General features: G+C 59.4%; 20 protein-coding genes. 3 read left to right on the plus strand and 17 right to left on the minus strand.

Annotated elements, in window-relative coordinates; all coding sequences use genetic code 11:
• Positions 1-26 precede the first annotated feature (26 nt).
• On the plus strand, positions 27-710 hold the full coding sequence (locus GAL_RS15010; protein WP_024098417.1) for a DUF1045 domain-containing protein: 684 nt from the start codon (positions 27-29) through the stop codon (positions 708-710).
• Here GAL_RS15010 and phnN read toward each other — a convergent pair.
• Genes phnN through phnG form a run of 7 tightly spaced genes read right to left on the minus strand, consistent with a single transcriptional unit; the run spans position 692 to position 5,809 of the window.
• Positions 692-1,264 carry a phosphonate metabolism protein/1,5-bisphosphokinase (PRPP-forming) PhnN gene (gene phnN / locus GAL_RS15015; protein ID WP_024098418.1) on the minus strand — a complete coding sequence of 191 codons (573 nt, stop codon included), beginning with the start codon at positions 1,262-1,264 and terminating at the stop codon, positions 692-694. The genes GAL_RS15010 and phnN overlap by 19 nt on opposite strands.
• Complete coding sequence (phnL, locus tag GAL_RS15020; protein WP_024098419.1) at positions 1,261-1,944, minus strand: phosphonate C-P lyase system protein PhnL; 684 nt, start codon at positions 1,942-1,944, stop codon at positions 1,261-1,263. Before phnL ends, phnN begins: the two co-directional genes overlap by 4 nt.
• 9 nt (positions 1,945-1,953) lie before the next feature.
• Positions 1,954-2,724, minus strand: a complete 771-nt coding sequence (gene phnK, locus GAL_RS15025; protein WP_024098420.1) for a phosphonate C-P lyase system protein PhnK — start codon at positions 2,722-2,724, stop codon at positions 1,954-1,956.
• Positions 2,724-3,581, minus strand: a complete 858-nt coding sequence (locus tag GAL_RS15030) for an alpha-D-ribose 1-methylphosphonate 5-phosphate C-P-lyase PhnJ (protein WP_024098421.1) — start codon at positions 3,579-3,581, stop codon at positions 2,724-2,726. The genes phnK and GAL_RS15030 overlap by 1 nt, the downstream gene beginning before the upstream one ends.
• Before the next feature lie 42 nt (positions 3,582-3,623).
• The gene (locus GAL_RS15035) at positions 3,624-4,733 is read right to left on the minus strand and encodes a carbon-phosphorus lyase complex subunit PhnI (RefSeq protein ID WP_024098422.1); all 1,110 of its coding nucleotides are present in this window, start codon (positions 4,731-4,733) and stop codon (positions 3,624-3,626) included.
• Between the two features lie 3 nt (positions 4,734-4,736).
• Positions 4,737-5,333: a phosphonate C-P lyase system protein PhnH gene (gene phnH / locus GAL_RS15040; RefSeq protein ID WP_024098423.1), complete on the minus strand. Its 597-nt coding sequence runs from the start codon at positions 5,331-5,333 to the stop codon at positions 4,737-4,739.
• Positions 5,333-5,809, minus strand: coding sequence for a phosphonate C-P lyase system protein PhnG (phnG, locus tag GAL_RS15045; protein WP_024098424.1), 477 nt, complete (start codon positions 5,807-5,809; stop codon positions 5,333-5,335). Before phnG ends, phnH begins: the two co-directional genes overlap by 1 nt.
• 108 nt (positions 5,810-5,917) lie before the next feature.
• Here phnG and phnF point away from each other — a divergent pair, with 108 nt between their 5' ends.
• Positions 5,918-6,676: a phosphonate metabolism transcriptional regulator PhnF gene (gene phnF / locus GAL_RS15050; protein WP_024098425.1), complete on the plus strand. Its 759-nt coding sequence runs from the start codon at positions 5,918-5,920 to the stop codon at positions 6,674-6,676.
• On the opposite strand, the gene GAL_RS15055 is transcribed toward phnF, so the two are convergent.
• The 5 genes from GAL_RS15055 to phnC form a co-directional block, all read right to left on the minus strand.
• Positions 6,659-7,312, minus strand: coding sequence for an LbetaH domain-containing protein (locus tag GAL_RS15055; protein ID WP_024098426.1), 654 nt, complete (start codon positions 7,310-7,312; stop codon positions 6,659-6,661). The genes phnF and GAL_RS15055 overlap by 18 nt on opposite strands.
• Positions 7,313-7,360: 48 nt before the next feature.
• Positions 7,361-8,731: a phosphonate ABC transporter, permease protein PhnE gene (phnE, locus tag GAL_RS15060; RefSeq protein ID WP_024098427.1), complete on the minus strand. Its 1,371-nt coding sequence runs from the start codon at positions 8,729-8,731 to the stop codon at positions 7,361-7,363.
• Complete coding sequence (phnE, locus tag GAL_RS15065; RefSeq protein ID WP_024098428.1) at positions 8,728-9,597, minus strand: phosphonate ABC transporter, permease protein PhnE; 870 nt, start codon at positions 9,595-9,597, stop codon at positions 8,728-8,730. Before phnE (GAL_RS15065) ends, phnE (GAL_RS15060) begins: the two co-directional genes overlap by 4 nt.
• A gap of 161 nt (positions 9,598-9,758) precedes the next feature.
• Positions 9,759-10,667, minus strand: a complete 909-nt coding sequence (gene phnD / locus GAL_RS15070; RefSeq protein WP_024098429.1) for a phosphonate ABC transporter substrate-binding protein — start codon at positions 10,665-10,667, stop codon at positions 9,759-9,761.
• Positions 10,668-10,725: 58 nt separating this feature from the next.
• Complete coding sequence (gene phnC, locus GAL_RS15075) at positions 10,726-11,544, minus strand: phosphonate ABC transporter ATP-binding protein (protein ID WP_024098430.1); 819 nt, start codon at positions 11,542-11,544, stop codon at positions 10,726-10,728.
• 176 nt (positions 11,545-11,720) lie between these two features.
• On the opposite strand from phnC, the gene rpe reads away from it, so the two are divergent.
• Complete coding sequence (rpe, locus tag GAL_RS15080) at positions 11,721-12,410, plus strand: ribulose-phosphate 3-epimerase (RefSeq protein ID WP_024098431.1); 690 nt, start codon at positions 11,721-11,723, stop codon at positions 12,408-12,410.
• A 63-nt stretch (positions 12,411-12,473) separates the two neighbouring features.
• Here rpe and GAL_RS15085 read toward each other — a convergent pair whose 3' ends face one another.
• The 5 genes from GAL_RS15085 to GAL_RS15105 form a co-directional block, all read right to left on the minus strand.
• On the minus strand, positions 12,474-13,979 hold the full coding sequence (locus GAL_RS15085; protein WP_024098432.1) for a class I adenylate-forming enzyme family protein: 1,506 nt from the start codon (positions 13,977-13,979) through the stop codon (positions 12,474-12,476).
• 64 nt (positions 13,980-14,043) lie between these two features.
• Entirely contained in the window at positions 14,044-14,508 is a 465-nt protein-coding gene (locus GAL_RS15090; RefSeq protein ID WP_040104114.1) for a PaaI family thioesterase, read from the minus strand.
• Entirely contained in the window at positions 14,489-15,634 is a 1,146-nt protein-coding gene (locus tag GAL_RS15095; RefSeq protein ID WP_024098434.1) for an acyl-CoA dehydrogenase family protein, read from the minus strand. Before GAL_RS15095 ends, GAL_RS15090 begins: the two co-directional genes overlap by 20 nt.
• Positions 15,631-16,830: an acyl-CoA dehydrogenase family protein gene (locus tag GAL_RS15100; RefSeq protein ID WP_024098435.1), complete on the minus strand. Its 1,200-nt coding sequence runs from the start codon at positions 16,828-16,830 to the stop codon at positions 15,631-15,633. Before GAL_RS15100 ends, GAL_RS15095 begins: the two co-directional genes overlap by 4 nt.
• Before the next feature lie 89 nt (positions 16,831-16,919).
• On the minus strand, positions 16,920-18,095 hold the full coding sequence (locus tag GAL_RS15105; RefSeq protein ID WP_024098436.1) for an acetyl-CoA C-acyltransferase: 1,176 nt from the start codon (positions 18,093-18,095) through the stop codon (positions 16,920-16,922).
• Between the last annotated feature and the right edge of the window lies 1 nt (position 18,096).

Below are 18,096 nucleotides of genomic sequence, written 5' to 3' on the forward strand. Positions count from 1 at the left end.
GAACGGGCCACACCTAGGAGGCCATTGTGACATTCACGCGATACGCGATCTATTATGTGCCGCCCAAACAGGCGGAATGGAGCCGGTTTGCATCCAGTTGGCTGGGCTGGGACATTCATGAGGGTTCTTCGTCGGACCATCCCACCGACACTGGCCTTGACGTGGCGACCATCACCGATGTGCCGCGCAAATACGGGCTGCACGCGACCATAAAACCGCCGTTCCGGCTTGCGGAGGGAACGACATTTGACGCTCTGGCCGAGCGGTTCGCGCAATTCACAACTGCGGCAAAGCCGGTGACGCTGGAAGGGCTGTCGTTGACCCGGCTTGGCCGTTTTCTTGCACTTTGCCCCACCGGGGATCAATTGAGGCTGAACCGTCTTGCATTTGGCTGCGTCCGCGATCTGGATGAATTCCGTGCGCCCGCCACCACCGATGAACTGGAAAAACGGCGCGCTGGTGGGTTGTCGCCTGCCCAGGAGCAAGCGCTGGTAACATGGGGCTACCCTTACGTGGGCGACAGTTTCCGGTTCCACATCACCTTGAGCGGCAAGCGACCTAAAACGGAGTTGCCTGCCATAGAGGCTGTTCTGCAGGATCGTTTGGTTCCCCAGCTGCCAAAACCCTTTGTCATTGGCGATCTGGCTTTGGTTGGAGAGGACAGCGACGGACGGTTTCACATGGTTCATCGTCATGCCCTTTCCGGCTGAAGCCAGGGCATCAGGGCGGTTTCCGCCGCCTGGACCGCCTCTTCCAACTGACCACTGTTGTCGATCTCAATCACCTGCGACAATCCCGCAGGCATAGGTGTTGCCGCGCAGGCGAGCCTGCGCTCAATCTCCGCGCGATCCTCACGCCCGCGCGCCATGAGCCGTTCGGCGAGCACCTCGGGTGTTGTTGTGACAGAGAGAACAACCAACCTGCCGAAGACCGCCTCAGCCTCCAAGAGTACCTTGCGTGAGAGGTTCACCAGAACACCCGAGGCCCGATTACGCAGATCATCAATCTCGCGTGGGATTGCATAGGAAAGACCATGCGCCTGCCAATGCAGGGCAAAGCCCGGCTCGGTACACAGCGTTGCGAACCGATCCTCAGTTACAGCCTCGTAATCCTCCCCACCGAGTTCCGGCGCGCGGGTGATGATCCTCCGCTGCCTTACCAGTCCCGGAACGCGCTCAAGTAGCGCCTCCATCAGGCTGTCTTTGCCGACGCCCGACGGGCCGACCACGGCGATCACCGGCGCTTTGACTGATCCCGCACTCATGCGGCAGCCTTCGGTGTGAAGGCAGACACATCGACAAAGCGATCACAAACCTGTTCGCGCGCAGCCTCATCATGGAAAATTCCAATGATGGCCGCGCCGCGCGCCTTTGCCTCCTCTATCAGGCTTAAAACCGTGGCGCGGTTTTGCGCATCAAGGCTCGCCGTCGGCTCGTCCAGCAACATCGCAGGATAGGTATGGGCAAAACCCCGCGCGATATTCACCCGCTGTTGTTCCCCGCCGGAAAACGTTGTCGGGCTAAGTTCCCAGAGGCGTTCGGGAATGTTCAGCCCCGCGAGCAGCGTCGCGGCGCGGTCGCGCGCCACCGCTGAATCTACCCCAACCGCCAGAAGAGGCTCCGCCACGACATCCAGCGTCGGCACCCTTGGCACCACCCGCAGAAACTGGCTCACGTAGCCTAGCGTCTCGCGTCGTAGCGCCAGAATGTCGCGCGGTGCGGCCCTGGCGACATCCACACCGCCAATCATGACCTTGCCGGACGCGGCGAGATAGTTTCCATAAATCACCCGCATCAGCGTCGATTTTCCAGCCCCGGACGCGCCCGTAAGGCCAATACACTCCCCTGCCGCGACCTTCAGGCTCGCGCCCTCCATCACGGGGATGACCGCAGCACCTTGATTGTGCAGGGTGAAACTCTTGCTCACGTTTTGAAGTTCAATCATCTCAGATCCTCAAACCTGAAGAACGCTGGAAACCAGCAATTGTGTATAGGCGTGTTGTGGATCGTCCAGCACCTGATCGGTCAGCCCCGTCTCGACGACATGGCCGTCTTTCATCACCATCAACCGATCCGCCAGAAGCCGCACGACTGCGAGATCATGGGTCACGATAATGGCGCTTAGCCCCATTTCCCGCACCAGGCTGCGCAACAGATCCAAAAGCCGCGCCTGCACCGAAACATCCAAGCCCCCCGTGGGTTCATCCATGAAGACAAGCCTCGGTCCGGTGACCAAATTGCGGGCAATCTGCAACCGTTGCTGCATGCCACCCGAGAAAGCGGAGGGACGATCATCAATGCGGCTTTCGGCGATCTCGACCCGGCCCAGCCAATCGGCAGCGCGGGCACGGATATTGCCGTAATGCCGATCCCCCACAGCCATCAGCCGCTCGCCAATATTGCCTCCCGCCGAAACGGACATCCGCAACCCATCGCGCGCATGCTGATGGACAAAAGCCCAATCCGTGCGCCCCAGCATGCGACGTGCTGGTTCCGACATGGTGACAGTATCGATTGGTCCGTCAGCACGGGTGTCGAAAACCACCTCACCCCGATCTGGCGTCAGATGCCCGGCCATACTGTTCAACAGGGTCGATTTTCCCGACCCGCTTTCCCCGACGATGCCCATGACTTCGCCCGGATAAAGATCAAAGCTTACATCCGTGCAGCCAACCCGCGCACCATACATCTTGGCCAGGTTTTTTACTTGCAACAGCGGCGTCATCACGCGGCCTCCTCGCTCAGGCGGCCGAGATGGCCCGCGTCACGCCGGGATCGGCAATAATCCGTGTCGGAGCAGACAAACATCCGGTTGCCGGCATCATCCAGGATCACCTCATCCAGATAGCTGTCCTCTGCCGCGCAGAGATCGCAGGGATGATCTGCCTTGCTGGCCTCGAACGGGTAATCCTCAAAATCGAGTGAGACCACTTCGGTATAAGGCGGGACGGCATAGATGCGCTGTTCACGCCCCGCGCCAAAAAGCTGAATCGCCGCCATGTTCATCTTTGGATTGTCGAACTTTGGAATGGGAGACGGATCCATCACATAGCGATCCGCGACCTTCACCGGATACGCATAGGAAGTCGCGATGGCGCCGTGCTGGCTGATATCCTCATAAAGTTTCACGTGCATCAACCCGTATTCCTGCAAGCTGTGCATCTTGCGAGTTTCGGTTTCGCGCGGCTCAAGGAAGCGCAAGGGCTCCGGGATCGGCACCTGATAGACTAGGATCTGATCCTCGCTCAGCTCCGCTTCCGGGATCCTGTGGCGAGTCTGGATGACACTGGCCTTTGCGGTTTCTTCGGTGGTGGCCACGCCTGCGGTGTTTTCAAAAAACTTCCGGATCGAGACCGCATTGGTGGTGTCATCCGCGCCCTGATCAATGACCTTCAGCGTATCATCCGGTGTCAGCGTCGCAGCCGACACCTGCACGCCACCCGTACCCCAACCATAGGGCATCGGCATTTCTCGGCTTGCAAAAGGAACCTGATACCCCGGTACCGCCAGCCCTTTCAGGATTGCCCTGCGGATCATCCGCTTGGTCTGTTCGTCAAGGTATGCAAAATTATAGTCGGACATCTTGGGCACCTTTCTTGAAATTGGCCCTGAGGCGTATGCAGCTCATTCTGCCGCCTCCTTTGCTGCCATTTGTTCTGCCAACTCGGCCGCCTCGCGGCGCAGTTTGCGGACCAGTTCCAGTTCCGATTGGAAATCGACGTAATGCGGTAGTTTGATGTGCTCCAGGAAACCGGTGGCTTGAATATTATCGGCGTGGCTCAGGACAAATTCCTCATCCTGCGCGGGGGCGCCAAGGTTATCTTCGCCGAGTTCTTCCCAACGCAGTGCACGATCGACCAGCGCCATGGCGATAGATTTGCGTTCTGACTGGCCGAACACCAACCCGTAGCCACGGGTGAACTGCGGCGGCACGGTTTTCGAGCCCTTGAACTGGTTCACGGTTTCACATTCGGTCAGCTCCACCTCGCCAATCTCGATGGCAAAACCCAGTTCCGGGATCTCCATCTCCACCGGCACGGTACCGATACGCAATTCCCCGACAAAGGCGTGGTTGCGCGCATAGCCACGCTGTGTCGAATAGGCCATGCCGAGGATGAACCCCTCATCTCCCCGGGTGAGCGACTGCAACCGTACCGCCCGCCCAGCTGGGAACGACATCGGCTCCCGCGTCAAATCACCCGGTTCGGCATCTGTTTGGGGTTCCTGCTCAATGATGTTCTCACCGTCAAGGAAGGACAGAATATGCGGTGTGTCTTCGCTTCTTGGCTCGGCTTTTGACGCTTCTGGCACCTCAGCCCCATCGGCCTCAGCGGCCAGTTTGAAATCCAAAAGCCGATGGGTATAGTCGAAAGTCGGCCCCAAAACCTGTCCCCCCGGCACATCCTTGAAGGTCGCGGAGATCCTGCGGTCACAGGCCATACGCCCAGTCTCAACCGGCTCAGATGCGCCAAAACGTGGCAGGGTGGTGCGATAGGCGCGGATCAGAAAGATCGCTTCAATCAGATCCCCGCGCGCCTGCTTGATTGCGAGCGCCGCTAGATCAGGATCGTAAAGCGAGCCCTCCGCCATCACGCGGTTCACGGCAAGACTGAGCTGTTCGCGGATCTGCGCGAGGCCCAACTCCGCGACAGAAGTGTCTCCACGGCGTTCCTCAGCGAGCCAGGCATGGGCGTTGTCAATCGCCCGCTCGCCCCCTTTTACGGCTACATACATGTCTTAGCCTCCTTTATTGGAAAGCGGCGTGATCCGGCTGGATCGGGGCAGCGCGGAAACCTGGCTACCGGCGGTAAAATAGCTGTCAAAGCCAAGTGGGAAGAGCATGGAATTGGCCTGAAACGGACCGATATCCGGCAACCAAATCTCAGTGCTGGCCTTGATGCCGGGGCCACGCAACTCGGCGTTGGGCGTGTTAAAGGACGGCAACTCCACAATCAGGGTCGCCGAGCGATCCGGGTACTCCGACGTCCCGATGCGATAACGATCCAGCGGCGTAAGCGCTGACCATCCGCCAATGGCAAAATCAGCCTGTTCTGGCCTGACAAAAGGCGCGCCTGTGTGAAAGGTAATCCAGTCCCGCACAGCCGGGCGGTCCACGTCGGACGCAAGATAGAGGCTCGTATCTGGATCGCAGAGCGTCAATAACAGGCACCCTGCGGCAACCGAGAGCCCTTCGGGTGGAGTGGTGCCAGTGATGTCTTTGATCTCACCGGGCCGCGCCATGGCGGTCATCGCAGCGCGAAACGCTTTCGCTGACTGGATCGGCGGAGCGGTGAAACCTCCGGAGAAATGAGACGCCTGGGTTTGTGACGACATCAGTCTTCCCCTCGCACCATGGTGAAAAAATCAACTTTTGTCGCAGCGGCTTTTGCAGCTCGGCTCATTTTTCGCGCCTGCTTTGCCGCCTCAAGCGGTGACAGAATCTGGCGACGAACATCCTCTGCTGCGTCTGTCTGCATCAGCGCATCGACCTTGGCCGCAGTCTCTGCCTGACCCTTGCTGCGCCCCTGCACATATCCGTGCCCGACAGTGCCATCCGGCAATGTCAGCGCGCAGCGGGTGACCGTCATTTCGCCCAGATTAAAAGGTGCGCCACTGGCCCCCATCCTCCCCCGCACCATGACGCCACCAACTTCAGGGGGGCGCAGCCATGTGTGATCGGGGTCATGTCCGTAACCCTGCCACAGCTCGCTTAGCAGCCTGATGTCTGCTGTCGCCAAAAGGCCCATCCAAGCCTTGCGGTCAGCCTCATCACCGGTGCTGCTTACTGTCATGTTCTTGTCACTGTTCATTCTGTCTAAGCCTCTTGGCCTGCTTGTCTAGATGAGCTATACAACTAGACAAATACTACCTGAGTCGCACTGGGCGGCGCAACGACAACCTTGTGAAAGTTTCGTGACATGGCCCGCACCCCAGTATGGAAATCCATCGCCATCAGTCTCACCGATGATATCGCGCAAGGCCGCTATCAGACGGGAGACAAGCTGCCACCCGAAGTGCAGCTCTCAGGCAGGTTTGGCGTGAACCGCCACACCGTCCGTCGCGCTCTTTCAGACATGGCCGATCAGGGCCTGGTCCACGCCCGACGTGGCGCCGGGGTCTTCGTTGCGGCGCAGCCCACCGATTACCCCATCGGCAAACGGGTGCGATTTCACCAGAACCTTGCCCGTCTGGGGCGCATTCCCGCCAAGAGGATCCTGACGCTAGAGACCCGCGCCGCAGGTCAGCGCGAAGCCGAGGCGCTCAGGTTGGAAGCAGGTGCAGCTGTTCACGTATATGACGGACTCTCGCTTGCTGATGGGCAGCCGATTGCACTGTTTCAAAGTGTCTTTCCGGCCGCACCGTTGCCAGGGCTTCTCAGCGCTCTGGAGGAAACGCATTCGGTAACGGCAGCGCTGAAACACTGCGGCATCCAAGATTTCACCAGAGTAGAAACCCGCATCACAGCCAAACTGGCAACAGCGACGCAGGCCCTGCACCTCAAGATTTCCGAAGGAAGTCCCATTCTGCGAACAACCGGGATCAACGCCACACCGGGCGACGACCCGATAGAGTTCGGTCGCACATGGTTTGCCGGAGACCGCGTGACCTTGACCGTCAGCGATCAGGACAATCCTGAAACGAACGGGCGGCGTAGGCAATCAACCAGGGCGTTCTGAAACCGAAGCATCGACGAGTGTTAGCTCGTATTTCTCTAGAAACGCCTCAGCACAGAGCAATCGGAAGTCGGGTACAGTCGCCCTCAGTCGCGCATGATCCCAGTTCCACCAGGCCAAAGCCATCATGCGGTCGGCGACAGATTCGCTATAGCGTCGCCGGATCAGCCGGGCCGTATTCCCTCCGACAATTGTGTAAGGGGCAACATCTTTTGTCACCACAGCCCCTGCCGCGACAACGGCTCCATGACCAATGGTCACCTCCGGCTTGATCAGCGCGCCGTGACCGATCCAGGTATCGTGTCCAATATGAGCCAGACGACTGGCGCGGTGATCAAACCAAGCAGCATCATCCTCGATATCTTCCCAATAGTGGGAGGACCGATAGAGGAAATGATGCAGAGAGGCTTTTTGCAGCGGATGATCCGTCGCCCCAATGCGGGTGGTGCTGGCGATATTGGAGAATTTTCCAATCCGCGCATTGGCGATATCGCAGTTTCGATCACAGTAGCTGTAGTCGCCAAACTGGCTGTTCAGCACGCGACTGTCTGCGCCGATTTCGACAAAAGCGCCGAACTCGCTGTTTGTAACGGCACAGTTGGGATGTAAATACGGGTGATCGGCTGAGAGACGAGGCATCTGATAGCTTTCAGTAAGATATGACGGGAAGATGACACCCCCGGACAGTCAGGGCAGTAACATCGCGGCCCCTTGGCGGCGCGCCTTGCGACCCGGTTCACCCTTGATCAAGCGGCGACGAAGCCAGCCAGAGAGCCAGTCCATCAACATCACCATGAGGATGATCAATACGATGTAGTATGCGACTTCTTCCCAATCTTTCTGGGTGATGATTGCCTGCGTCAGTAGCAGTCCGATGCCACCGCCGGTGATGGCGCCAATAATTGTCGCGCTGCGGGTGTTCGACTCAAGAAAGTAGAGCAGCTGACTGAGCAAGACCGGTGTAATTTGCGGGATCACGCCAAACCGGTAGCGCTGCGCCGGCTTGGCGCCGGTTGAGGCAACGCCCTCGATCTGTTTCTGATCGACGTTTTCCAATGCTTCGGAGAAGATCTTGCCGAAGGTACCGGTATCCGTCACCAGAATTGCCAGCGCACCGGTCAACGGACCAGGGCCGAAGGCCCGTGCCAGAACAACGGTCCAGATCAGCGAGTCCACCCCGCGCACAAAGTCGAACACACGACGGGTGGCAAAGCGAACCGCACGCAGCGGCATGAAATTCCGGGTGGCCGCGAATGCCAGCGGAAGCGCAATCAAACCTGCCCCCATCGTTCCCAGAAATGCCATCAGAAGTGTTTCAAAAATCGCCCAAGCGACATCCTGATGACGCCACATCTTGTTGGTCCAGAAATCATGAAAAATCGCACCCGCTTCGCCGGTTGCGGCCCGCGTCATCAGTTCACCGATGCCCATGCCGTGGTACGGACTGTCCAGGGTGAAGAAAAACAGCTCCCAACCGGCAAAATAGCGAAACACCTCCGCCCGGTTGCGGGTCACTGTCAGGCGCCCGGCGTCCGTAGTGACGGCCAGCCGGTTCTTGGAGGCGTTGATCCAATCCGGCAAATCCCCTGCCGGGAATTCCGCCTGGACACCGGCACTGCGGCTTGGCGTTGCGCGAATAGTACCATAGCCGGGTATGTCAAAGGCGATGGTCTCAGGACCGAACCGGACCTCATAGCCATCTTCGAGGTCGACGATCGTAACCTTCGAAGAAGTATCGGCAAGCGTCACCCACTCCGGAGACTGCCCGTCCGGATAGGCGCCCTTGCGCTCTCCCTCGATGGCCACGCTGACGGCACCGCTGCGGTTGTCACGGGTGACGTGGGTTTTGTAACTGTAGCTGTCTGCTACCAATGTGCGCGCATTCTTCGGGTTCATTCGCTCGGCCAGGCCCGCCACATCAAAGGCGACGAACACATAGGCAAGATAGGCAAGCACCAAGAGCGGCAACGCCAGGCTCAAGGCACGCTTGCGCATGAACAGGCGTTCCATATCCAATTTGCGCAGAGTCGGAGGGACGGTCGTGTCAAAAGTCGTCATTGTTTGGCTCCGTGGGTCAACCGGTCACGCAGCAGGCCCGACAGTTGATCCACCAGGACGATGGTGAAAAACAGCAGAAGAAAGATTGCAGCGGCCTCGTCGTAGCGGCCCTGCCCCCAGGACATCGCGTTGCGCAACTCATACCCGATGCCGCCGGCCCCTACAAAACCGAGGATAGCCGAAGCCCGAATATTGATTTCAAACCGCAAGAGCGCGTAGCTGACGTAGTTTGGGCCAACCTGGGGGAAAACGCCCAACACCATGCGCTGCGCCCAGCCAGCACCGACAGAGGCCAGCCCTTCGACTGGTTTCAGGGATGCATTTTCATTTACTTCCGAGAACAATTTCCCCAGAGCGCCCGCCGTATGAATTGCAATGGCAATCATCGCTGGCACAGGGCCGCCACCCAGAAGAAAGATCAGAACCAGCGCGATCACGATTTCCGGGATCGCGCGGAAGATATCCAATAACCGGCGAAAGACCGGGATCAAGGACGGCCAGCGGGCCAGACCCCGCGTCGCCAACAGCGACAGAAGAGTTCCGAAAATCGCACCAATCAGCGTGGCCGCAGCCGCGATATTCAGCGTCTCGACCAGCGCGGGGAAAAACTGCAAAACATGTGCAGGCAGGAGGGAGAGCTTCTCAACCGCTTCTGACAGCACCTCGGAAGGGTAGTCGAAAACATGGGTAATGCCATTCCAGAATGAGCCGGCATTGCGATCATCTGCAATCCGGAAACCGGCTGCCATCATAGCGACAAATACCGCCAGAATGACCCCGCCATACAAGCGCTTTCGCTGGATTAGTGCCTGATACTCGGCCTGTATATCAGCCACTGGCCGGGCCGAGACTGTTGCATGTGTCATGACTGGGATCCTGTTTTGCGGCAACTGTGTCATCAGCCGACGGGACAGTGACGCTATCGAAAGAGCATCTTCGCTGACCTGTGCGGACTCTTGGCAATTGGCCGACAAAAATGGCGGGGGCGATGCTCATCGCTCCGCCCCCACACGCTTTGGTGCTGAAATTAGTTGGACTTCAACTTTCGTGCTTCGATAATCACCTCATAAGCATCATGGGTGATCGGCATGAAACCCTTGGCCTCGCCTGCGGCTACGCCGTAAAAACAATCGGCGTCCATTGATTTCAGGGATGCCATCAGGCCGGTCATCTTCAGTTTTACGTCCTCGGGCAGCTCTGTACGCAGAACCACGGGACCTTCGGGGATCGGCTTCGATTGCCAGATCTGCACCAGATCATTCATGTCAACGAGGCCCGCATCGACGGCACGACGCAGCGCACCCGAATTGAAACCATCTTCCCATTCGCCCAGGCCATCGGCCCAACTGACGCCCGCATCCACATCGCCATTGGCGACCGCAACAATGGTCTGTTCATGGCCGCCGGTGAATTTCACTTCACCAAAATAATCGCCCGACGTCATTGTCGCGCCGGTTGCTTCGGGGATCTCAATTGAGGGAATCAGAAACCCGGAGGTGGAGTTCGGGTCACCAAAGCCAAAGGTCTTGCCCTGCATATCGTCCAGCGACGTGATGCCGCTGTCCTTGCGGGCAAAGCCGATGGAGTAGTAGCCGTAGCCGCCGTCGTTATTGACCTTCACGAGGATAGGCTCAACGGCGGCCGGATCGCTCAGGTAGGTCTTGGCGTAACCCGATGCGCCCAACCAGGCCATATCAATGGTGCCGCCCAACAAGCCTTGAATGACGCCGTTGTAATCTGCTGGGGCGAAGAGTTTGGTTTCAACACCAAGAAGATCTTCAGTTTTCTGGCGCAGACACTCGTTGTTGTTCAAACGATCCTGAGCATTCTCGCCACCAAGAATACCAATGCGGAACTCCTGGATCTCCGAGGTGTCAGCCAGAACCGGCGTGGTCAGGGCTGTGGTCGCCAGAATGGCGGTAAACAGGTTTTTCATAGTTCGATCTCTCTGGTTGGTCACCCCAGCACACAAACGGCCGGGTTTGGAAAAGCAATCAAACAGCCGCAACGGGCTGGCGGCGCGGCTTGGTACGGTTCAGGGTCTCAATTTCAGTGGAGGTGGCGGCTTCGGAGAAATCGTCACCCGCACCATAGATTTCGCGGGCAACTCCCGTGGTCAGTTGCTCTGGCAGACCGTCAAAGACGATACGCCCATCGCGCATGCCGACAACGCGGTCGCAATAGCGGCGCGCCGTGTCCAGTGTATGCAAGTTCGCAATCACCGTGCGGCCGTCCTCTTCGTGAATGCGCCGGAGCGCCTCCATCACGGTCTGTGCGTTCATCGGGTCCAGTGAGGCAATCGGTTCATCGGCGAGAATGATCGCCGGATCCTGCATCAGGGCGCGGGCAATAGCGACGCGTTGCTGCTGACCGCCGGAGAGTGCCTCTGCCCGTTTGGCGGCATGTTCCGCGATACCCAGCCGTTCAAGGATGTCGATTGCGCGGTGGATGTCATCCATTGGGTAGAGATTGAACAGCGTCGCCAAGGTTGAGCGTCGGTTGAGCGTGCCGTGCAGTACATTGGACACGACATCCATGCGCGGCACCAGATTGAACTGCTGAAAGATCATCGCGCAATCCGATTGCCAGGCGCGCTTCTCCTTGCCGCGCAATTGGGTCACGTCCCGCCCTTCGAAAAGGATCCGCCCCTCGCTGGCATCGCCGAGCCGATTTATCATGCGCAACAGCGTGGATTTACCGGCCCCCGACCGGCCGATGATGCCGATCATGCATGGCTTATCGATATCCAGCGTAGCGGTATCCACCGCGATTTTATCGCCGAATCTCTTGGTCAGTTTGTCAATTCGCAGCACCTGAGGCTCCCGTCTCTGTCTGGGACTGCCTAAGGGGAGAGAGCAAAACTTGTGTGTCACCGCAGTGAAGCTTTTGTAACGCCATCCCTCGTGGCTATCGGTGCCCCCTAGGCGCGCAGCTTCCAAGCCGCTATATGGCGGCAAAACGCTGTCCACGAACCCAAGGAACCGCTGCCATGTCTTTCGACCGCTCCATCAAGATCGCGCCGTCTATCCTGTCCGCTGACTTCGCCAACTTTGGCCAGGAAATTCAGGCCATCGAAGCCCAGGGGGCCGATTGGGTCCATATTGACGTGATGGACGGTCATTTTGTGCCCAATCTCACCTTCGGCCCGATGGCGGTGAAGGCCTTTCGCCCCCATGTGAAAACCGTGATGGACGTGCATTTGATGATCGCCCCAGTCGATCCCTATATCGACGCATATGCCGATGCGGGCGCCGATGTTCTGACCGCCCATGTAGAAGCAGGCCCACACATCCATCGCACCCTGCAGGCGATCCGTGCTGCCGGGATGAAAGCCGGTGTCGCGCTCAACCCCGGCACCCCAGCAGAAGCGGTGGCGCATCTTCTCGACCTGACCGATCTGATCTGCGTGATGACCGTCAACCCCGGTTTCGGCGGGCAGAAGTTCATCGATATGACCAGCAAGATCCGCAGCCTGCGCGAGATGATTGGTGATCGTCCGGTCCATATCGAGATTGACGGTGGCATTGATCCGAAAACCGCACCACTGGTTGCCGAAGCCGGTGCCGACGTTCTGGTAGCGGGCTCCGCCGTCTTCAAGGGGGGCTCTGTCGACAACCCTGAGATCTACGGCGAGAACATTCGCAACATCCGCGCCGCTGGAAGCGGTGTCTGGGCATAAGACCCAGCGGGCAGATCCCCTGAATAAGAGGCGTCCTGTCGGGCGCTTCTTTTCCTTCTGGGATCATACGGCGGGCAGTTGATCCGCAAAATGTGACAGCAGCACGTGCTTCAGTATCTTCCCTGTCGGTGCGGCTGGCAGCTGCTCCGTCAGGATGAAGAGACCAGGCCGTTTGTAGCCTGCAAGCTGCTCCGCCACGAAGGCACGCAATTCACTCACCTTTGGTTCATCCCCAACCGCCACCTGTACAAAGGCAACCACCTGCTCATCTCCTCCTTGCGGGCGACCGACTACAGCGGATTGAACCACCTGCGGGTGAGCGTTCAGCGCTGCTTCGACTTCTGGCGGAAAGACGTTGAAGCCTCCGTGGATGATCAGTTCCTTGGCACGCCCGTCAATATGTAGGTTGCCACTTTCGTCCAGCCGCCCCATGTCTCCGCTGCGCAACCAGCCCTCAGGATCAAGAACAGCTTGGGTTGCCTCCGGGTTGTCGAAATACCCCAGCATGACATTGCCGCCCCGCAGGCAAATCTCTCCCAACCCATCGCCACCACCCGGAACGCTCTGATCCAGACGCACATCGACACCCGGTAGCGGCGGACCTACCGACGTATCAGGATCACCCAAGCAGTTACGCGTGGCACAGATACCTGCGGTCGCCTCGGTCATGCCGTATCCGTTTTGCAAGGCAACGCCGTAAAACGCCTCGGCCCGACGTTTCCAATCGGGATCCAACGGCGCAGCACCGGACGACACATAGCGCAAATCCGGACTGCCGAGGTGGTCCAGCCCCTGCTCCTTGGCATATTGCATCACCAGCGCGTGCATCTGCGGCACTGCAGAGACAAGGGTGATGCCGGACCGCAACGCCTGATAAAACCGCTCCGCCGTGAACCGTGTCTCAAGCCGCACCTCGGCTCCGATCATCACGGAAGCAGTTAAAACAGACGCAAGGCCAAACACATGGCTAAGAGGCAACACACCGTAGACCACGTCATCGACGGTCATATCGCGCAACCGTGCCGAGGCACCGCCGCCGAAATTCAGATTGTCGTGGCTTAGCATCACCCCTTTCGGAGCGCCGGTGGTGCCTGTGGTATAAAGGAGCACTGCCAACCCCTCGGGTATCTGCACGTGGGATCTGCCATCTGCATCCTTAGAAACAACATGCAGGCGGCCAAAGTCGCCTTCAATAGCCTGCGCGCCGAGGCGGCGGGCATGGGCGGCCGCGTCAGGCGAAGCCGCAGCGGTCAGCAGAACCACCACAGGCTTGGCATGAGCGAGGATGCGGTCGACCTCAGGCGCGCGCATCCGGGCATTGACCGGAACCGCCACGGCTCCCAGCTGTGATGTGGCAAACAACGCGGCGACCGCGGCGCAGCAATTCTCGCAGAGCAGCATCACCCGGTCACCCGGCCCGACACCTAGGTCGGCCAGATGTGTCCGTAATGCGTCGCAGGCCCGCGCGAGATCACCATAGGTCCAGCGCGTGCCACCACTGTCACCAAAAGCCGGGGCCTTGGGGCGTTGGCGCGCATGTTCTTCAAGGTATTCGTGCCATAGCGTCATGGATCATCCCCTGTGATTTTACGGGCCGTGTCGGATCACTCGGCGCGGAAACAATGGGCGCACGTCAGCGGCGTATCCTTTTGAATACGCCACTTGCCGTGGCGAGGACGTGGCCACCGCTGTCCACCAGTTCGCCCGTGACATAGGCCAACGATGCGCCGCCACCGGTTGCTTTGGCCGTGGCCTCAACCCGGCCGGTGCGCGCAGCAGCCACATAAGAGAGGGTCAACGACACGGTGACCACCGGCGGGTGCGCCAGCACATCAAAATGCTGCGAGGCTGTATTGCCGCAAACCACATCCATCAATGTCGCGACGATGCCACCGTGCAGCAGCCCGTTGCGGTTGAGATGTTGCGGTGCGAGCTCCAATGAGACACGGCAGGCTCCAGTGCGCGTGTCAATCTCCGTGCGATAGCCGACCAGTTGCTGGCAGCCCGGGTCCTCAATAATCCGTTTAACCGGCACGGGCGCCTCTCCGCCCTCAGCCGAGTTGGTTGACGATATCGGGTCAGGCTGCTGCGAGGTCAATGAACCGCTCCAGCTGAGTGTCCGCGTCGCCAAACCGATGTTCGGCCATCACGATGCGCTTGGCGATATGGGCCAGCTCATATTCTGCGGTCATTGCAATGCCGCCGTGCAGCTGGATTGCCTCTTCGGCGATATGACGCCCGGTTCGACCGATGAGATTGCGTGCAGCTGCAATGTGGCGGTCGCGTGTCTGCGGGGTATCCCCAAGGTGGCCCGCAGCATTGATCACCGCAGAGCGCGCCTGTTCGACCTCAATCAGCATCTCAGCAACACGATGTTGCAGCGCCTGGAACGTCCCGATTGGCCGCCCAAATTGCTGTCGCGTCGTGAGGTAATCCATCGTCAGCCGCGTGGCCGTTTCCATAGCACCGAGGGTTTCTGCCGCCAGCGCAACCTCTGCCGTGGCCAATGCTGTCTCAATCCGGGTAGCGGCCCCGCTCGCTGAACCAAGACGCGCTGAGAGCGGCAGGCGGACACCATCCAGCTCGATCTCTGCGGCTCTGCCGCCGGCCAGCAGCGCGCTGCCCTGCATGCGCACACCAGCCGCTTGCGGATCAACGAGAAACAGTGACAGGCCGTCGCGGTCACCAGAGGCCCCTCCTTCGCGCGCAGAGACAATCAACAGCTCCGCCGCCTCAGCATTGACCACCACGGTTTTGCGGCCCGTCAGGACAATATCCTGTCCATCAACAGTCGCGGTGGTCTCAACCCAAGTGCGCTCGTAGCGGCTGGTCGGCTCTCCATGGGCGAAGGCCAATTGCAGGTCTCCCGCAACCAGCCGCTCAAGATATTCCCGGTCACGGGGCGACGGCTGCGCATCACGTGGCCCGCACAACAAAGCACCGCAGAGCACTGCTGAATCAAGGACCGGTTCGACCACACCCGCACGACCCAACTCTTCAAAGACTGTCGCGATGTCAAAGCCAGCGCCGCCGTATCCGCCGAACGCTTCGGGTAGCAAAGCGCCAAGCACGCCCAAGTCAGCCAGTTGTGTCCAAATCGCAGGGGAATACCCCGAAGGATCCGCAATCGCCTCGGTTCGCGCAGCCACCGTATAGCGGTCCGCAAGAAACCGACGCAGGCTATCCTGCAACATCTGCCGCTCGTCCGTCAGCTGAAAGTTCATGACCTGCCTCCCAGCGATACCTTGGCGATGATGTTTTTCTGGATTTCGTTCGAGCCGCCAAAGATCGACAGCTTGCGATTGTTGAAATACTGCGCCGCAACGGCGTCGCTGCCCTCCGGCGGAGCAAGGGCACTGTTGTCGCCGGCCAAAGCCTCAGACGCGAAGGGAAGCGCGTAAACGCCAGCAGCACGGCGCGCCAGATCATTAATCTCCTGACGAATTTCGGTGCCTTTCACCTTGAGCATCGAACTCTCCACGCCCGGGGCCTGACCTTGGGAGGCGGCAGAGATGATGCGCAGATTGGTAGTCGCCATAGCCATCAGGTCGATTTCTGCGCGGGCCAGCCGCGCCGCGAAATGCGGGTTCTCAATCAGCGGGCGGCCACGATGGATCTGCTGACGTGCGAGCCGCTTCACCGCTTCCAATCCCGCCTGGCTGAACCCCACGCCTGCGATATTCGTACGCTCATGGGTCAGCAGATATTTCGCGTAGGTCCAGCCTTTGTTTTCCTCGCCAACCAGGTTTTCAACCGGCACCCGCACATCGGTGAACCAGACTTCGTTCACCTCGTGGGTGCCATCAAGCAGGATGATCGGTCGCACCTCGATACCGGGCGTATCCATATCGATCAGTAGGAAGGAAATGCCCTCCTGCTGTTTCGCATCCGGGTCGGTCCGCACGAGGCAGAAAATCCAGTTGGCGTATTGGCCGAGCGTGGTCCAGGTTTTCTGTCCGTTGACAACGTAATGATCCCCGTCACGAACAGCCCGTGTGCGCAGACTGGCAAGATCAGAACCGGCGCCGGGTTCGGAATACCCCTGACACCACCAATGTTCCCCCGAAAGGATCTTGGGTAAAAAATGGGCGCGCTGTTCGTCGGAGCCAAATTTCTGCAAAACAGGCGCCAACATGGTCAGTCCAAAGGGGACGATGCGTGGCGCATGGGCGCGGCAGCATTCTTCCTCAAAGATATGACGCTGAACTGCGTTCCAACCGCAGCCTCCGTGTTCCTCTGGCCAGGTTGGTGCCAGCCAGCCCTGCTCATTCAGAATACTGTGCCAGCGATCATGCCCCTCCTTGCCCAACCCGCGCCCCAGACGAACGGCGTCTGAGAGGTCCTGGGGCAGCTTGGCGTCCAAAAAGGCGCGGACCTCCGCGCGAAAGGCAAGGTCCTCGGTCGAATAGTTCAGGTCCATATGCCGCGCACCTCCCCGTGCTGATTGGCTGCTATGTTTGACTTGTCCGCCCCGCTCCCCTCAACACGGCGAGCCGCGCGCGGTTGTGATCAATAAATTTCAAACAGACCCGCTGCGCCCATGCCGCCGCCTATGCACATGGTGACCACCCCGAGTTTGGCGCCACGTCGGTGACCTTCACGCAGGAGGTGTCCCACCATCCGCGCGCCAGTCATGCCGAACGGGTGGCCGATTGCAATTGAACCGCCGTTGACGTTACAGATTTCATCCGGAATGCCGAGTTTATCCCGGCAGTAAAGCGCCTGACTTGCGAAAGCTTCGTTCAGCTCCCACAAGTCAATATCAACCACCGTCAACCCGTGCCGCTCCAGCAGACGCGGCACGGCATGCACGGGGCCGATGCCCATTTCGTCGGGCGCGCAGCCTGCCACGCAAAACCCTCGAAACGCCCCCATAGGATCAAGACCGCGGCGGCTGGCCTCATTAGCCTCCATCATCACGACGGCAGCCGCTCCATCCGAGAGCTGGCTGGCATTCCCAGCGGTGATGAATTTGCCTGCACCGCGCACCGGTTCCAGCCCAGCCAGCCCGTCCAATGTCGTCTGCGGACGGTTGCATTCATCCCGATTTACTGTGACCTCGCGATGACTGACCTCTCCTGTGTCCCGGTCCTTTACCGCCATAACCGTTTGCATGGGCATGATTTCATCATCGAAGAGGCCCGCATCCTGCGCTGCTGCGATCTTCTGCTGACTGCGCAGGCCATAGGCATCCTGCGCCTCCCGGCTGATACGATACCGCTCAGCCACGACATCCGCCGTGTCAATCATCGCCATGTAGACGTCAGGATTATGCTCTTGCAGCCAGGGATCCTGCACCTGTGTCACGTTGGGCTGCACCATGGAAATGCTCTCCACCCCGCCCGCAACCATCGGTCCGACCCCATCGGCAGTGATTTGCTGCGCCGCCAGCGCAATGGTCTGCAGGCCCGACGCGCAGAACCGGTTCACTGTCATGCCAGCCGCTGACTGCGACAAGCCGGAGCGCAAAGCGATCTGGCGCCCGATATTGTGCCCCGTCGCCCCTTCGGGAAAGCCGCAACCGATGATGCAATCCTCAACTGCGCCCCCTTCCAGACCGGCCCGTTCAACAGCGGCAGCAACAGCATGCCCCCCCAAGGTGGCACCATGCGTCTGATTGAAAGACCCGCGAAAGGATTTGGCCAGACCGGTGCGAGCGGCAGAAACGATAACAGCCTGTTTCATA

This window comes from Phaeobacter gallaeciensis DSM 26640, assembly GCF_000511385.1.
GTDB lineage: Bacteria > Pseudomonadota > Alphaproteobacteria > Rhodobacterales > Rhodobacteraceae > Phaeobacter > Phaeobacter gallaeciensis.

Bases quoted from the DNA above. Each gene is read 5' to 3' on its own strand.
- phnN (WP_024098418.1), bottom strand. From the start codon at position 1,264: ATGAGTGCGGGATCAGTCAAAGCGCCGGTGATCGCCGTGGTCGGCCCG.
- phnL (WP_024098419.1), bottom strand. From the start codon at position 1,944: ATGATTGAACTTCAAAACGTGAGCAAGAGTTTCACCCTGCACAATCAA.
- phnK (WP_024098420.1), bottom strand. From the start codon at position 2,724: ATGACGCCGCTGTTGCAAGTAAAAAACCTGGCCAAGATGTATGGTGCG.
- GAL_RS15030 (WP_024098421.1), bottom strand. From the start codon at position 3,581: ATGTCCGACTATAATTTTGCATACCTTGACGAACAGACCAAGCGGATG.
- GAL_RS15035 (WP_024098422.1), bottom strand. From the start codon at position 4,733: ATGTATGTAGCCGTAAAAGGGGGCGAGCGGGCGATTGACAACGCCCAT.
- phnH (WP_024098423.1), bottom strand. From the start codon at position 5,333: ATGTCGTCACAAACCCAGGCGTCTCATTTCTCCGGAGGTTTCACCGCT.
- phnG (WP_024098424.1), bottom strand. From the start codon at position 5,809: ATGAACAGTGACAAGAACATGACAGTAAGCAGCACCGGTGATGAGGCT.
- phnF (WP_024098425.1), top strand. From the start codon at position 5,918: ATGGCCCGCACCCCAGTATGGAAATCCATCGCCATCAGTCTCACCGAT.
- GAL_RS15055 (WP_024098426.1), bottom strand. From the start codon at position 7,312: ATGCCTCGTCTCTCAGCCGATCACCCGTATTTACATCCCAACTGTGCC.
- phnE (WP_024098427.1), bottom strand. From the start codon at position 8,731: ATGACGACTTTTGACACGACCGTCCCTCCGACTCTGCGCAAATTGGAT.
- phnE (WP_024098428.1), bottom strand. From the start codon at position 9,597: ATGACACATGCAACAGTCTCGGCCCGGCCAGTGGCTGATATACAGGCC.
- phnD (WP_024098429.1), bottom strand. From the start codon at position 10,667: ATGAAAAACCTGTTTACCGCCATTCTGGCGACCACAGCCCTGACCACG.
- rpe (WP_024098431.1), top strand. From the start codon at position 11,721: ATGTCTTTCGACCGCTCCATCAAGATCGCGCCGTCTATCCTGTCCGCT.
- GAL_RS15085 (WP_024098432.1), bottom strand. From the start codon at position 13,979: ATGACGCTATGGCACGAATACCTTGAAGAACATGCGCGCCAACGCCCC.
- GAL_RS15095 (WP_024098434.1), bottom strand. From the start codon at position 15,634: ATGAACTTTCAGCTGACGGACGAGCGGCAGATGTTGCAGGATAGCCTG.
- GAL_RS15100 (WP_024098435.1), bottom strand. From the start codon at position 16,830: ATGGACCTGAACTATTCGACCGAGGACCTTGCCTTTCGCGCGGAGGTC.
- GAL_RS15105 (WP_024098436.1), bottom strand. From the start codon at position 18,095: ATGAAACAGGCTGTTATCGTTTCTGCCGCTCGCACCGGTCTGGCCAAA.